13 protein-coding genes are annotated in these 14,115 nt (G+C 72.7%); 2 read left to right on the top strand and 11 right to left on the bottom strand.

Annotated elements, in window-relative coordinates; translation table 11 throughout:
* Positions 1 to 4 precede the first annotated feature (4 nt).
* From AB0N81_RS20530 to AB0N81_RS20500, 7 genes are all read right to left on the bottom strand, one after another.
* On the bottom strand, positions 5 to 1,408 hold the full coding sequence (locus AB0N81_RS20530; RefSeq protein ID WP_365360217.1) for a DUF6421 family protein: 1,404 nt from the start codon (positions 1,406 to 1,408) through the stop codon (positions 5 to 7).
* A gap of 81 nt (positions 1,409 to 1,489) precedes the next feature.
* Positions 1,490 to 2,497, bottom strand: coding sequence for an alpha/beta hydrolase (locus AB0N81_RS20525; RefSeq protein ID WP_365360215.1), 1,008 nt, complete (start codon positions 2,495 to 2,497; stop codon positions 1,490 to 1,492).
* Complete coding sequence (locus AB0N81_RS20520) at positions 2,497 to 3,639, bottom strand: LLM class flavin-dependent oxidoreductase (protein ID WP_365360214.1); 1,143 nt, start codon at positions 3,637 to 3,639, stop codon at positions 2,497 to 2,499. The genes AB0N81_RS20525 and AB0N81_RS20520 overlap by 1 nt, the downstream gene beginning before the upstream one ends.
* 108 nt (positions 3,640 to 3,747) lie before the next feature.
* Complete coding sequence (locus AB0N81_RS20515; RefSeq protein ID WP_365360212.1) at positions 3,748 to 4,953, bottom strand: GDSL-type esterase/lipase family protein; 1,206 nt, start codon at positions 4,951 to 4,953, stop codon at positions 3,748 to 3,750.
* Between the two features lie 16 nt (positions 4,954 to 4,969).
* A complete protein-coding gene (locus AB0N81_RS20510; RefSeq protein WP_365360210.1) occupies positions 4,970 to 5,557 on the bottom strand; it encodes a WHG domain-containing protein in 588 nt (195 codons plus the stop codon).
* Positions 5,558 to 5,647: 90 nt separating this feature from the next.
* The gene (locus AB0N81_RS20505) at positions 5,648 to 6,547 is read right to left on the bottom strand and encodes a helix-turn-helix domain-containing GNAT family N-acetyltransferase (protein WP_365360208.1); all 900 of its coding nucleotides are present in this window, start codon (positions 6,545 to 6,547) and stop codon (positions 5,648 to 5,650) included.
* Positions 6,548 to 6,601: 54 nt separating this feature from the next.
* Positions 6,602 to 8,311 carry a dihydroxyacetone kinase subunit DhaK gene (locus tag AB0N81_RS20500; RefSeq protein WP_365360206.1) on the bottom strand — a complete coding sequence of 570 codons (1,710 nt, stop codon included), beginning with the start codon at positions 8,309 to 8,311 and terminating at the stop codon, positions 6,602 to 6,604.
* Positions 8,312 to 8,619: 308 nt separating this feature from the next.
* Here AB0N81_RS20500 and AB0N81_RS20495 point away from each other — a divergent pair, with 308 nt between their 5' ends.
* Positions 8,620 to 9,417: a hypothetical protein gene (locus AB0N81_RS20495; RefSeq protein WP_365360204.1), complete on the top strand. Its 798-nt coding sequence runs from the start codon at positions 8,620 to 8,622 to the stop codon at positions 9,415 to 9,417.
* Here AB0N81_RS20495 and AB0N81_RS20490 read toward each other — a convergent pair.
* From AB0N81_RS20490 to AB0N81_RS20475, 4 genes are all read right to left on the bottom strand, one after another.
* Positions 9,404 to 9,802 (bottom strand): hypothetical protein, encoded by a 399-nt coding sequence (locus tag AB0N81_RS20490; RefSeq protein WP_365360202.1) that lies wholly within the window; start codon positions 9,800 to 9,802, stop codon positions 9,404 to 9,406. The genes AB0N81_RS20495 and AB0N81_RS20490 overlap by 14 nt on opposite strands.
* Positions 9,803 to 9,912: 110 nt before the next feature.
* Positions 9,913 to 10,908, bottom strand: coding sequence for an alpha/beta hydrolase (locus AB0N81_RS20485; RefSeq protein ID WP_365360200.1), 996 nt, complete (start codon positions 10,906 to 10,908; stop codon positions 9,913 to 9,915).
* Between the two features lie 182 nt (positions 10,909 to 11,090).
* Positions 11,091 to 11,885: an SDR family oxidoreductase gene (locus tag AB0N81_RS20480; protein ID WP_365360198.1), complete on the bottom strand. Its 795-nt coding sequence runs from the start codon at positions 11,883 to 11,885 to the stop codon at positions 11,091 to 11,093.
* A 92-nt stretch (positions 11,886 to 11,977) separates the two neighbouring features.
* The gene (locus AB0N81_RS20475; protein ID WP_365360196.1) at positions 11,978 to 12,361 is read right to left on the bottom strand and encodes a DUF488 family protein; all 384 of its coding nucleotides are present in this window, start codon (positions 12,359 to 12,361) and stop codon (positions 11,978 to 11,980) included.
* Between the two features lie 165 nt (positions 12,362 to 12,526).
* Here AB0N81_RS20475 and AB0N81_RS20470 point away from each other — a divergent pair, with 165 nt between their 5' ends.
* Positions 12,527 to 14,077: a phosphatase PAP2 family protein gene (locus AB0N81_RS20470; RefSeq protein WP_365360194.1), complete on the top strand. Its 1,551-nt coding sequence runs from the start codon at positions 12,527 to 12,529 to the stop codon at positions 14,075 to 14,077.
* Positions 14,078 to 14,115: the final 38 nt, after the last annotated feature.

Here is a 14,115-nt window from a genome sequence, read left to right as displayed (position 1 = left end):
CCGCTCACGCGGCGGCCTTCTCGGCGCCCGTGGAAGCGGTGATCCCCTTGGTGGAGGCGATCACGTGCTTCAGCTTCTTGGAGAGCGCCTCATAGAACATGCTGAGCGGAAATTCGTCGGGAAGCACCTCATCGACGAGCTTTCGCGGCGGCAGCGAGGTGTCAAGGGCGTCGGGGCCCTTGGCCCAGCGCGATCCGGGGTGCGGGGCGAGGTACGTGGAGACCAGGTCGTACGCGGCGAACCAGTGGACCAGCTTCGGGCGGTCGATGCCCGCGCGGTAGAGGTCCTCGATCTCGCCGCACAGCTGGTTGGTGATCTCCGGCGCGCGCTGCCAGTCGATCCTGAGCTGGTTGTCGGTCCAGCGGACCACGTCGTGCTTGTGGAGGTAGGCGAAGAGGAGCTGGCCGCCGAGTCCGTCGTAGTTCTTGACGCGGTCGCCGGTGACCGGGAAGCGGAACATCCGGTCGAAGAGGACGGCGTACTGCACGTCGCGTGCCTGCGGGACGCCCTCGGCCTCCAGCTTCACGGCCTCCTTGAAGGCGGTGAGGTCGCAGCGCAGCTCTTCGAGGCCGTACATCCAGAACGGCTGGCGCTGCTTGATCATGAAGGGGTCGAACGGCAGGTCGCCGTGGCTGTGGGTGCGGTCGTGGACCATGTCCCACAGGACGAACGCCTGCTGGCAGCGGTCCTGGTCGCCGACCATCTCGCGGATGTCGTCGGGCAGTTCGAGCCCGAGGAGGTCCACGGCGGCCTCGGTGACGCGGCGGAAGCGGGCCGCCTCGCGGTCACAGAAGATGCCGCCCCAGGAGAAGCGCTCGGGGGCCTCGCGCACGGCGATGGTCTCGGGGAAGAGCACGGCCGAGTTCGTGTCGTACCCGGCGGTGAAGTCCTCGAAGGTGATGCCGCAGAACAGCGGGTTGTCGTAGCGCGTGCGCTCGAGATCGGCCAGCCAGTCGGGCCAGACCATGCGCAGCACGACCGCTTCGAAATTGCGGTCGGGGTTGCCGTTCTGCGTGTACATCGGGAAGACGACCAGGTGCTGCAGGCCGTCCTCGCGGTGCGCGGCGGGCTGGAAGGCGAGCAGCGAGTCGAGGAAGTCGGGCACCCGGAAGCCGCCCTCGGCCCAGCGGCTCAGGTCCGCGACGAGCGCGCGGTGGTACGCGGCGTCGTGCGGGAGGAGCGGGGAGAGCTCCTCGACCGCGGATATCACGCGGTCCACGGCGAGTTCGGCGATGCTCTTCGCCGGGGCGCCGTCCGCCTCGAAGTCGATGGAGCCGTCCGGCGACTGCCAGGGGCGGATGTCCTCCACGGCGTCCTTGAGCACCGGCCACGCCGGGTGGTCCACCACCCGCGCTCCGGCGGAAAGAACCGCACCCTCCGTACCCGACTGCACAAGAATTTCCGTCATGCCCCATCCTCCACGGGAGAACCTCACGTCAGAACACCGTATGCATGTGGGGTTCCCCGCGACAAGGGGGGTCTCAGGAAATTATCCTGCGCACCCCCTGCCCGTACCGCTGTTTTTCCTGTGCTTCATCACCGACGCGATCGCTTCTGCCGCGCCGTTCAGAGCCTCCCCCGCTTCGGGAAGCACGTCGGGGAAGCCGAGGAATCCGTGGAACATCCGCGGGTGGTGGGACAGGGTCACGCCGACTCCGGCCGCCCGCAGACGCTCCGCGTAGGCCAGACCCTCGTCGCGCAGCGGGTCGCAGCCGGCGGTGACGAGGTGCGCGGGCGGCAGCCCGGTGAGGTCGGTGGCGCGCAGCGGCGAGGCGAGGGGGTGCGTCCCGTCGCCGTCCGGGCCGAGGTACTGCTCCCAGAACCAGCGCATGTGCGCGGCGGTCAGGAAGTACCCCTTCGCGTTCTCCCGGTAGGAGGCGGTGTTCTGTGCGGCGTCCAGGACGGGATACAGCAGGATCTGCAGCGCGACGGCAGGCCCTCCCAGGTCCCTCGCCCTGAGCGCCACGGCGGTGGCGAGCCCTCCCCCGCTGCTGTCCCCCGCGGTGACGAGGGCGCCCGGGCTCTCCTCGGCGGCCCGGCACAGCGCGGCGTACGCGTCGTCCACGGCCGCCGGGAAGCGGTGTTCGGGGGCGAGGCGGTAGTCGACGGAGACCACGGTGGCGCCGGACCGGGCGGCGAGAGCGCGGGCGGTGGCGTCGTGGGAATCGAGGCCGCAGACGGTGTAGCCGCCGCCGTGGAAGAAGACGACGGTCGGACGGCTCACGCCCGCGTCCGCCTTCCGGTCCTCCGGCCCGTTCGGGACATAGACGCGTACGGGGATGTCCGGTGCGCCCCTCGGTCCCGGGACCGTCCTGTCGGTGACCTCCCCGACGGCGGGCGACGGCTTTCCGGAGGCGGGCGCGGCGGCGAGGATCCGCCGGGCCTCGACGGCGTCGGTGACGGCGCCGCCGAGGTCGGGGAAGGCGGCGGTCAGGGCGTCCACGAGGGGGCGGGCGCGGGGGTCGAGTCGGTCGGGGGCGGGCTCGGGCCGCCGCATCAGGCGGTGCCCACTTCCCGCTCCCGGTCACGGAAGTACGGGATGACCTTCTCGCCCCACTGCCGAAGGGTCTCCAGGCAGGCTTCCTGCGGGACGGTGCCCATCTGGATGAGGCACATGATCTCGTCGGCCCCGGCGTCGCGCAGCCGCTCGACGTAGGCGATGGCGTCGTCCGCGGTGCCGTACGCGTGGTCGGCGTTGAACGTGGCGGTCGAGGTGGGCCGTACCGGAATGTTCTGCTCGTGCAGGCGCGCGACGACCTGTTCGGCGGCCTTCCGCATCTCCGCGGCCTCGTCGCCGCCCTCCACGACCGCCTCGTCGGGGATGCCCGCGCCGCCGTACCAGTGCCCGATGGACTGCGCGAAGAACCGCTGCCCGCGGATGCCGACCCGCCGCGCCGCCTCCCCGTCGTCGAGCACGATCGTCGGACAGAGCACCGAGAAGTGGTCGTTGACGACGCTCGACACGAAGCGGGCGTCGGTGCGGGCCTCGATGGCCGCGTCGTACGCCTGCCGCATCCCGGCGATCGACTCGGGCCCCGCGAAGCCCATCACCAGGGCGCCGATGCCGAGTTCGGCCGCCTGCGTGAGCGTCTCCGTCCTGCTGCACGCGAGGAAGAGCGGCGGGTGAGGGGTCTGCTTCGGGCGCGGCAGGATGGGATGCGGGCCGATGTCCAGCAGCTCGCCGTGATGCTCCAACTCCTCCTTCTCCCAGGCCTTCCCGATGATCCGCAGCGCCTCCTCGACCTCTTGGGCCGTACGTTCCCTGTCGACTCCGCAGAGCGACGTCTCCTGCTCCGTGCCGCCGCGCCCCGCGCCCAGGTCGAGCCGCCCTCCGGAGAGCAGGTCCAGCATCGCCGCGCGCTCGGCGACCCGCGCCGGATGGTTGAAGTTGAACGGCATGCAGACGACGCCGTGCCCGATCCGGATGGTGCTCGTGCGGGCGGCGACCCAGGTCAGGAAGATTTCCGGGGCGCTCATGTGCGCGTACCACTTGAGTGAGTGGTGTTCGACCGCCCAGACGCGGTCGAACCCCATCCGCTCCGCGAGCACGGCCTGTTCCACGCTGTCGTGGATGACCTGATGCTCACGCTCGACCGTCGGATCGGCGAGCTGTGCCTCGAATATGACGGAGAACTTCACGTGCCCTCCAGGGAGTTGCGCCGTGTGGCATGGCCCTCGCTGTTTCGATTAGTCATATGACTAGCCGTCAGGTCGTGAAGTCGCAAGGGATGCCGCACGGGCAATCCGTCAGGCCGCGCCGTCCACGAAGGGGCCGCCCGCGGTGAAGGCCCGGGCGGCGAAGCGTTCGCCCATGCGTCGGTGGGTGGGGGCGTCCGGGTGGAGGTCGTCGGGGAGGGGGAGTTCGGCGGCGTCCTCGGGTCCGTAGAGGTCGCGGCCGTCCAGGTGGTGGAGGTTCGGGTCGTCGGCCGAGCGCTGCTTCACGATGCGGGCCAGCTCTTCGCGGATGACGTTGAGGGTGAGCTTGCCGGCGGCCCGCTCCGCGGGGTCGCCCATGGCCTTGAACCGGAGCCGCCCCTCGCTGAAATCGCTGAAGTCCGGTGCGCTGGGTCCGGGGGTGTCCTCGTGGATGGGACAGAGGATCGGCGAGACGACCAGCAGGGGCGTGTCGGGGTGCCCCTCGCGGACGGTGTCGAGGAAGCCGTGCACGGCCGGGGCGAACGCGCGCAGCCGCATCGCGTCGGCGTTGACCACATTGATGCCCATCTTGATGCTGATCAGGTCGGCCGGGGTGTCCCGCATGGCTCGTGCGGTGAACGGGTCGAGCAGGGCGCTGCCGGCCAGGCCGAGGTTGATCAGCTCCACCCCGCCGAGCGAGGCGGCGAGCGCGGGCCAGGTGGTGGTGGGGCTCGCGGCGTCGGAGCCGTGGCTGATGGAACTGCCGTGGTGCAGCCATACCTTGCGGCCCGGGTCCCGCGCGGGCTCGACGGGGGCGTCGGTGCGCAGGGCGAGGAGTTCGGTGGTCTCGTTGTGCGGCAGCCAGATCTCGATGTCCTTCATCCCGTCGGGCAGCCCGGTGAAGCGCAGGGTGCCGGGCCGGCCGGCGGTGCGCTCCGCGGTCCCCGCGGTCATGTCGATGGTCAGGACGTTGCCGCCCGGCACGCTCGCACGGTCGGCGAGACGGCCGTCGACGAGCAGGTCGTAGACGCCGTCCGGGCGGGGCGGTGCGCCCACGTAGACGCGCTTGGTGGGCAGCGCGTCGAGCTCGACCGCGGTGGCACGGGTGCGGAACACCAGGCGTACGCCGGAGGGCTGGGACTCCGCCATGGCGAGCTGGCCGTCGGTGTTCTGGGCGCGGGCCGCGGCGGGCAGCCGGTGCGGGAGTACGCCGTGTTCGGTCCGCTCCACGTCGAGGGCGCCGCGCAGCAGGTCCGCGGTGACGGGCGTGGTGGTCCAGTGTTGACCGGTGTGTTCGGTGTGCGTATCGGTGTGCATGGCCTCAACCTGTTGATCAGTGTGTGGACTGGGCGGCCGGTGCGGGCCAGTTGCGCAGCAGGGCGTCGAGGGCGTCGATGACGCGCGTCCACGTCTCCTGCGAGTCCGGCGCGCTGTGACTGAATCCGCCCGCGAGCTCCAGGCTCACGTAGCCGTGGAAGACGCTGCCGAGAAGGCGGACCGCGTGTGTCTGGTCGGGTTCCGTCAGGTCGTATCCGCGCAGGATCGCCCGCGTCATCTCCGCGTGCCTGCCGCCGGCACTGACGGCGGCCGCCTCCGGGGTGAGCCGCAGCTGGGCCGCGGCGTAGCGCCCGGGGTGCTCCTGCGCGTAGTCGCGGTAGACGTTCGCGAGGGCGGCCAGCGCGTCCTTGCCCGCCCGGCCGGCGAGCGCGTCCGCGCCCCGGTCGGCGAGCTCGGCCAGGGCGAGCAGGGCGATCCCGGTCTTGAGGTCCTGGGAGTTCTTCACGTGCGAGTAGAGGCTCGCGACCTTGACGTCGAAGCGGCGGGCGAGCGCCGAGACGGTCACCTGGTCGAACCCGACCTCGTCGGCCAGCTCGGCCCCTGCCCGGACCAGACGTTCCGTGGTCAGCCCTACGCGCACCATGGCGTTCCCCTCTCTCGGCATGACCGACTATGCATTTGCCTAATACCTTTAGGCAAATCGATATGCGATTTAGGGAGAGGGTGAGCGGGCTTACGTCGGCCGCGTTCCCGCGATCCGCTTCTCGAACCAGTGGTGGGCGTAAGGCTCGTCGTTGAACGCGGGGACCTCCTGGAAGCCGCAGGAGCGGTAGAGGCCGATCGCCGACTCCAGCGCCTTGTTGGTGTCCAGACGCAGGACGGTGTGCCCGCGCCGGGCGGCCAGCGCCTCCAGCTCGGTGAGGAACCGGCGGCCGAGGCCGAGGCCGCGCGCCGCGGGTGCGACCCACATGCGTTTGATCTCCGCCGGGGAGCCGGGCGGCAGCTTGAGACCGGCGCAGCCGACGGGCTCCCCGTGCACCCTGGCGACCAGGAACAGGCCGTGTGGCGGGCGCAGTCCGCCCGCGTCGGGCAGCAGGCTCCGCGCGGGGTCGAAGCCGGTGTCGAAGAGCTCCTGCAGTTCGGTGAAGTAGGACAGCAGACAGTGCCGGGCGTCCGGATGACCGGGGTCGACGGCGTCCAGGGTGACTGTCGCGGCAGTGAGCAGGCGGTCGACCTCGGCCATAGCGGCGACGAGCCGGGCGCGCTGCGTGGCGTTGAGCGGGCTCAGGAGCGAGCCGGCGAGTTCGTCGCTGCGCTCGTCGAGCAGGGCGCGCTCGGCACGCCCGGCCGCCGTCAGCCGGACGGTGCGGACCCTGCGGTCCTCCGGGTGCGGCGCCACCGCCACCAGGCCGTCGGCCTCCAGGGCGCGCAGCAGGCGGCTGACATAGCCGGAGTCGAGGCCGAGGCGTTCGCGCAGGCGGCGCACGTCCTGGCGGTGCCCGCCGATCTCCCAGAGCAGCCGCGCTTCGCCGACGGGCCGGTCGCGGCCCAGGTAGCGGTCGTGGAGCACACCCACGCGTTCGGTGACGGTGCGGTTGAACCGCCGTACCTGAGCGATCTGGTCGGAGTCCATTCTCTGACCTTAGTCAGGGAATGGACTCCGAGGCCAGGGAAAGCGGCTCGCGGGTCAGGGCACCGTGATGTGGCCGGGGGCGGGCAGCCGCGGGGCGGTGGCGGGCTCGTGGATGTCCGCGAGGGCCATGAAGAGCAGGGCGACGGCCAGAGCGCCGGGGTCGGGGACGCCGAGCGCGTGGTCGCCCACATAGCTGGCGCGGCCGCGCCGGGGGCGCAGCGACGCGGTGGCCAGGGCGCCGCGAATGGCGGCCTGGGCGGCTTCGGTGAGCGGCGCCTCGGCGTCGGCGTCCTCCCGGGCCGCGGCCAGGGACTCGGCGGCGGGCGCGAGCGCGTCGACCAGCGTGCAGTCGCCGGGGACCGCGCCGCCCACCCGGTGGATGGCGGCGTGGCCGGCCGCGGCGGCCTCCGCGAGCGCGGCGACCGAGGGAGTCCCGCCCTCCGCCGGAGAAGCGGCGGCCAGGTGCTGGAAGAGGAGACCGAAGAGGGGGCCGCTGGTGCCCCCGACATCGTTGAGGAAGGCGTCGGCGAGGGCCGCCGTGCCGTCCGTGCCGGTCTCGTCGGCCAGCTTCACCGCGCGGCGTACGCCACCGGCGAGGTTGTCGCCGAAGTCGCCGTCGCCGACGAGCTGGTCGAGCTTGGTGAGGTTGTCGCGCACCTGCGTGACGGTGAGCGCGTAGCGGTCGAGCAGGGCGCGGTCGCCGCCCTTGCGGGGCGCGGCAGCGGGGGAGCTCTCGGACGCGGCCTCCGGGGACGCGGGTTCCTCCGGGGTGAGGGAGGGGCGCGGCAGGACGAGCGGGGTGCGGGTGGGGGCGGTCCACATCTCGGCCCACCCTTCATCGAGCCGCGTGAGGGTGAGGGAGAAGCCCGCCATGTCCAGGGCCGCGGTGAAGGTGCCGGGGACGACCAGGACCGGCCGGAGACCGCGGGCGGTGAGTTCGTCGCTCAGCAGGACGGCGATGGCGTTGAGCTCGAGCTCGGTGGTGGCGCCCAGGCCGTTGACGAGGGCGAGCACCTCTTCGGGGCCGTCGGGCAGCGCGTCCAGCAGGTCGTCGGTCATGCGGCGGACGAGGTCTTCGATCGCGGGCCGGGCGATGGTGCGGGTGCCGCGCTCGCCGTGGATGCCGACTCCGTAGTCGAGGGTTCCCTGCTCCAACTCGAAGGCGGGGCTCAGCGTGGTGGGCGAGGTCTGGGCGCGGGCGGCGATGCTGCGGGACCGGGCCACGATCCGCCGTCCCAGGTCGGCGAGTTCCTCCAGGGTCGCGCCCCGGTCGGCGGCCGCGCCGAGGAGCTTCTCGACCACGACCGTGGCGGCGGTGCCCCGGCGGCCGGTCGCGCTCTCCGCGCTGTCGGTGGCCAGGTCGTCGTCGACCAGGACCGTGGCGACCGGAATCCCGTCGTGCCGCAGGCGCTCCGCAGCGATCTGGAAGTTGATCACGTCGCCGGTGTAGTTCTTGACGATGTGCAGGACGCCGTCGCTCTTGGCGGCCGCCGCGCTCGCCTCGTAGATCTGCCGGTTGTGCGGGGAGGCGAAGATCTCGCCGGGACAGACGGCGTCCAGGCCGCCCCGCCCCAGGAGCCCGGTGTGGAGCGGCTCGTGGCCGGAGCCGCCGCCCGAGACCAGGCCGACCCTGCGGGCCGGGTCGGCGTCGCGGGCCCGCAGATAGAGCGGGCTGCTGTGCACCTCGATCATGCCGGAATGCGCCTGGGCCAGCCCACGGGCGGCGGTCAGCACGGCATCGGTCTCCGGCAGGAAGTGACTCATGGGGATCTCCGTAGGTGTGCGGGTTCGCACGGCGTTCGTACGGGTCGTGCGGCGTTCGTACGGGTCGTGCGGCGTTCGTACGGTCGGCGCGGCGTTCGTACGGGTCGTGCGGCGTTCGTCGGGGACGGGGCGCTCACCATGGCCGCCCGCCCCGCCCCAAGGTCGGCACTCGTCGATACCGGCACTCTCGCGTTCCGGTCGCCGGCCCCTTGTGCGAGGCTGACACCGTGCACCGGCGCGGGCGGCGATCCGCGAAGGGCGCGCGGCACTCTCCGTACGACCGCCCCATCTTTGCGAGGTCTTTACAGTTGCTGGACGCGCGACGCGAGGACCTCGGACGGATGCTGCGTGCCTGGCGGATGGCGCGGGACCCCGCGCTGCTGCCCGGCCCCGTCCCCTTCCGCGGCCACCGCACCTACCTCACCCAGCTCGACATGGCGCTGCTCCTCGGCGTCTCCGAACGCTGGTACCGCGCCCTGGAGCGCGGCGAGGACCGCAAGTACGCGCGCGAGATGATCGCCGGTGTCACGCGCATCCTGGACCTCTCGCCCCGCCAGGCGACCGCTCTCTACCGCGGCACCGGCCACCAGCCGCCGCGGTACCGGGCCGGGAGCGCGCGCCCCGACGCCGCGATGCTGGATCTGCTGCACCAGCAGCGCCGGGTGAGCTGGATCTGCGACCAGGCCTGGGACGTGGTCGCCGTCAACGCCGTGGCGGCCCGCCACTGCCCGTGGCTGGCTCGCGCGGGCGCGAACGCCATGACCTGGGCGTTCTCCGCCGAGGCCCGGTATCAGCTGCGGGACTGGGACGCGCGGTGGGCCGCCCCGCTGCTCGGGCGGCTGCGCCTCGCCTGGCAGCGCTGGCCGGACAACGAGCGCCTGGACGAGGTGGTGCGGACCGTGCGGAGCGAGCCGGGCGTCGCCGAGCTGTGGGACCGCACGGCTGACGTCCAGGGGCCTCCTGACGACGCGCCGCTGCCCGTGTACTTCCCGCTGGTGGCGCCCGACCCGGTCGACGTGCGCGTGGCGGCCTACGGCCGCTTCGGCGACACGTCGCTGCGCTGGCTGGTCGTCACCCCCGTCGACCCGGCCGTCACGTTTCCCTGAGAGACCTGCGCGCCTGGCGGCGGGCCCGCGACACCAGCAGCACGATGCCGAGCACCGCCCCGGCCCCGGCGTACCCCAGGACCATGTCCACCTCGGCGGGGGACTCGCTGATGTGGGCGACGCCCTGTGGCGACACCCAGACGCGGTCGCCGGTGACACTGCTCGTCCCCTCCCCCTCCTCGTCCCACACGCCGTCCTCCGGGACGCCCCGGACGGCGCCGCGCACCGTGCCGCCCTGCGGGTCCCGCCACGCGAAGTGGTCGAGTTCGTCCCCGTCGGTGACCGTCGCCCAGTAGCCGGAGAGGTAGGTGTGGGTGGCGACGAGCGCATGGCGCAGCGGTACGGCGAAGGCTGTCAGGGCGGCCGCCCACACCACCACCGCCATCACCCCGCGGAGCCTGCTCCGGCTCCCCCGCGTACGCCGACCGCCGCTCACACCGTGTCCCCCGCCCCGTGTCCACCCGTCGTCCCCGCCCGGGCGTCACGATACGGCGGTCAGCCGGGCAGGGCCGCGAGCCAGTCGATCAGCAGGCGGTTGACCTCCGTGGGGCGTTCCTGCTGGAGCCAGTGGCCGCAGCCGTCGAGGATGTGTGAGGAGCTCAGGCCGGGCAGCGTGTGGGGGTAGGCCGCGATCGCGTCGGCGAGCCAGGTCGTCGAGGCGTCCAGGGCGCCGCCGATGAACAGGGACGGCTGAGTGATCGGTGCTCCCGCGAAGCGGGGGGTGAGGTCCTCCCAGTCGCGGTCCATGTTCCGGTACCGGCTGAGCGCACCGGTCAGGCCGGTCCGCTCGAACTCCCCGGCGTAGACGTCCAGGTCGCGCTCGTCGAGCCAGCCGGGCAGCGGTCCGGCGGGGAACCGGTCCCGCAGCCGTCCGCCACGGCCCGCGAAGTGCGGGTCCGGCGCGTCGGGGCCGGGCATGGTGTCCCCGGAGAGCGCGGCGTAGAACCCCGCGAGCCAGCCCCGGACGTCGGGTTCGATCTCGGCCTCGGCGCGGCCCGGCTCCTGGAAGTACGAGACGTAGAACTCCTCGTCCCCGCCCATCCCGGCGAACACCTCGCTGGGGCGCGGGCCGCCTGGCGGCGTGTACGGAACGCTCAGCAGGCCGACCGCGCGGAACACATCGGGCCTGACGAGTGCGGAGTGCGCGGCCACGGTCGCGCCCCAGTCGTGGCCGACGATCACCGCGGTCTCCTCGCCGAGCGCGCGCACCACGGCGGCGCTGTCCTCGACCAGTTCGAGCATCCGGTACGCGGAGGTGTCCTCGGGTTTCGACGAGCGGCCGTAACCGCGCACGTCGACGGCGACCGCGCGGTATCCGGCCGCGGCGAGGACGGGCAGCTGGTGGCGCCACGAGTACCAGGACTCGGGGAAGCCGTGCACCAGCAGGACGAGGGGGCCTGTGCCCTGTTCCACCAGGTGGGTCCGGCCCGCGGGCGAAGGGACCAGCCGGTGCGTGCGGTCCGCGGCGTGAGAGATCTGGGGCGAGGACATGGGCTCTCCTGGGCTTCGGCGACGGCTCTGTGCGACTCGGTACGGCTCGGGGGCGACTCGGGGGCGACTAGGGTGACACCCCGCGTGACGGCTTCGTCCCGAGCATGTGCCGTGTGTCCGCCGCGGACCCACGTTCGTTGCCGTTCCGGCAAAAGCGGCGCGACAGCCGGCCGGTTCCCCCGCTACGGAACGATCGAGTCCACGTATCCGCCGTCGACCCGCACCGCGCCGCCCGTCGTCGCGGACGCCAGCGGCGAGCTGAGGTAGACGACCATGTGCGCGATCTCCTCGGGCTCGATGAGCCGCTGGATCAGCGACTGGGGGCGGTGCCGGGTCATGAACTCCCGCTGCGCCTCGTCCCAGGGCAGGGCGCGGTCGACCAGTTCGTAGACGAAGTCCTCGACGCCTCCGGTGTGGGTCGGCCCGGCGATCACCGAGTTGACGGTGACGCCCGAGCCCGCCGCCTCCTTCGCGAAGCCCCTGGACACCGCCAGCAGCGCGGTCTTCGACGTGCCGTAGTGGATCATCTCCGCGGGCGTGACGAGCGCCGAGTCGCTGGCGATGTTCTGGACGCGCCCCCAGGAACGGTCCTTCATGCCCGGCAGATAGTGGCGGATCATCCGCACCGCCGTCAGGACGTTGACCTCGAAGTAGCGGCGCCATTCGGCGTCGCTGATGTCGAGGGCGGGCTCGGCGCCGAAGATGCCGAGGTTGTTGACGAGGATGTCCGCGTGCGGAACGGCGTCGAAGACCTGCCCCGCGCCCTCGTCGGTGGAGATGTCGCCCGGTGCGGCGAGGAACTCGGCGCCGCCGCACTCACTCCCGAGCCGGTCGACGGCGGCGTCCACGGAGTCGCGGGACCTGCCGTTGACGGCCACCCTGGCGCCCGCCCGGGCCAGCCCCGCGGCGATCGCCGCGCCGATTCCCTGGGTGGACCCGGTGACGAGGGCGGTCTTGCCGGAAAGGTCGACGAGCACGGTGCGTACCTCCTGAAGTGGTTGCTGCCCCGATTCCCGCCCCATGCATGCCGTGCATGCCTATACACGCCTATCACGGGGCTTTGCGTGCCCTATACGTGCCCTCTGTCGCGTTTCAACGCGTCGACTAGCACGCGGACGTGCCCGTGCGGGAGGTCCTTCGTGGCGGTGAGGAGGGTCAGGCGGCCGTCGCGGGCGAGGGCGCGCAGCCGGTCGAGTGCCGCGGACCGCTCCGGGTCCGTGAGTTCGTGGCGGTAGCGCTCGGCGAACTCCTCGTAGCGCTCGGGGTCGTGGTCGTACCAGCGGCGCAGCTCGTTCGACGGGGCCGGCTCCTTCTCCCACGCGTCGAGCCGGGCCCGCTCCTTGGAGAGTCCGCGCGGCCACAGCCGGTCGACCAGGACGCGGGTGCCGTCGTCGGGGGACGCCTCGTCGTAGACGCGTTTCACCTGTACGTCCAGGGAGCGGCTCGGCGCCATGGCGTCCTCCGTCCGGTCGGGTGCCACCCTCAAGGCTGCGGGCGGCGGCGTTCCGCTGCCAGCCGGGGTCCTCCACCGGCGGGCACCCGTGGCGTGTACCCCGTTCGGGCGAGTGTCACGGGATGCCGCCGTGCCGCCCTGATCAAGTGCTGTTCAAGTGAGGCCATGAGGCGACGGATCGACGGCATCGACCGGCGGTGGTTCGAACGGGTGGCGTCGGCGCGGCTGCCCGGCGCGGATCAGGTGCTGCCCCCGCTGAGCTCGGCGGCCGATCACGGGCGGCTCTGGTTCGGCTCGGCGGCGGCGCTCGCGGCGCTCGGCGGCCCCGCGGCCCGGCGTGCCGCGCGGCGTGGGGTGGGTTCTCTCGCGCTGGCCTCGCTGACCACCAATGTCGTGGCCAAGTACGCCGTGCGCCGGCGCCGTCCCGGCCTGGGAGCGGTCCCCGTGGTGCGGCGTCTGACGAAGACGCCGTGGACGTCGTCGTTCCCGTCGGGGCACTCCGCGTCGGCGGCGGCGTTCGCCGTCGGGGTGGCTCTGGAGGCGCCCCGGTACGGCGCGCTGATCGCGCCGGTCGCCGCCGCCGTGGCGTTCTCCAGGGTGTACGTGGGGGTCCACTATCCCGGCGACGTGCTGGCGGGCTGTGCCCTGGGCGCGGCCGCCGCCGCGGTCACCTGCTACTGGTGGCCGCCGCACCCCTCGCCCGCGCAACTGCGGCGGACCCGGGTGAAGGCGCCCGCGCTGCCGGAGGGCGAAGGGCTGGTCGTGGTCCTCAACTCCGGTTCGGGGAAGGGCGTTCCGGGGCGTCTGCCCGCGCGTGAACACCTGGAACTGCTGCTGCCGAAGGCCGAGATCGTGGCGTGCGGTTCCGGGGACGACCTCCGTGACGTCCTGGACAAGGCCGTGGCGCGGGCCGCCGGGTCGGCCGGCGTCCTCGGCGTCTGCGGCGGCGACGGCACGGTGAACGCCGCCGCCCGGCGAGCGGCCGAGGCGGGGCTGCCGCTGGCGGTGTTCCCCGGCGGCACTCTCAACCACTTCGCCCTGGACGCGGGCACACCCACCTTCGAGGACACCGCGCACGCCGTGCTGCGGGGCGAGGCAGTCCGTGTCGACCTGGCGCGGGTGCGCGACGGCGAGGGCGCGGACGTGGCCGGCTTCGTCAACACCTTCAGCATCGGGCTCTATCCGGAACTGGTGCGCAAGCGCGAGAAGTTGGAGGGGCGCATCGGCAAGTGGCCCGCGGCGGCAGTCTCCTTCGTGGAGGTGCTGCGGACGGCGACGCCTCTGCGCATCCGCGTCGACGGCCATGACCGTGTCCTGTGGCTGCTGTTCGCGGGCAACGGTCAGTACGTGCCGGACGGCCTCGCGCCCACGCACCGGCCGCGCATGGACGACGGCCTCTTGGACATCCGCACCGTCGACGCGCAGGCGCCGCTGGCCCGCACCCGCGTCGCCCTGTCCGCGCTGGGCGGGGCGCTGCGGCGCTCCCGGGTCTTCCGCACCGAGCGCGTCGAACGGCTCGCGCTCAGCGGTCTGGAGGACGTGGCCTCCCTCGCGTACGACGGCGAGACGGCGCCGGCACCGGACGCCCTGCTCCTCGACAAGCGGCACGCCGCGCTGACGGTCTACAGTCCGGCCGCGCGCCTCGACGAGATCGCGCAGCGGGCCCGCACCATGACGCTGGCCGCGAACCGCCGCCCGCGCCGCGAGCCGCGCTGACCTGACAGGGTTCGCGCTGACCTGACAGGGTTCGCGCT

The sequence above is a fragment of the Streptomyces sp. NPDC093510 genome (assembly GCF_040683555.1).
In the GTDB taxonomy this organism is placed as follows: Bacteria; Actinomycetota; Actinomycetes; order Streptomycetales; family Streptomycetaceae; genus Streptomyces.
Note: the sequence above shows the minus strand (reverse complement) of the source record. Positions and strands in the feature narration are given on the sequence as shown.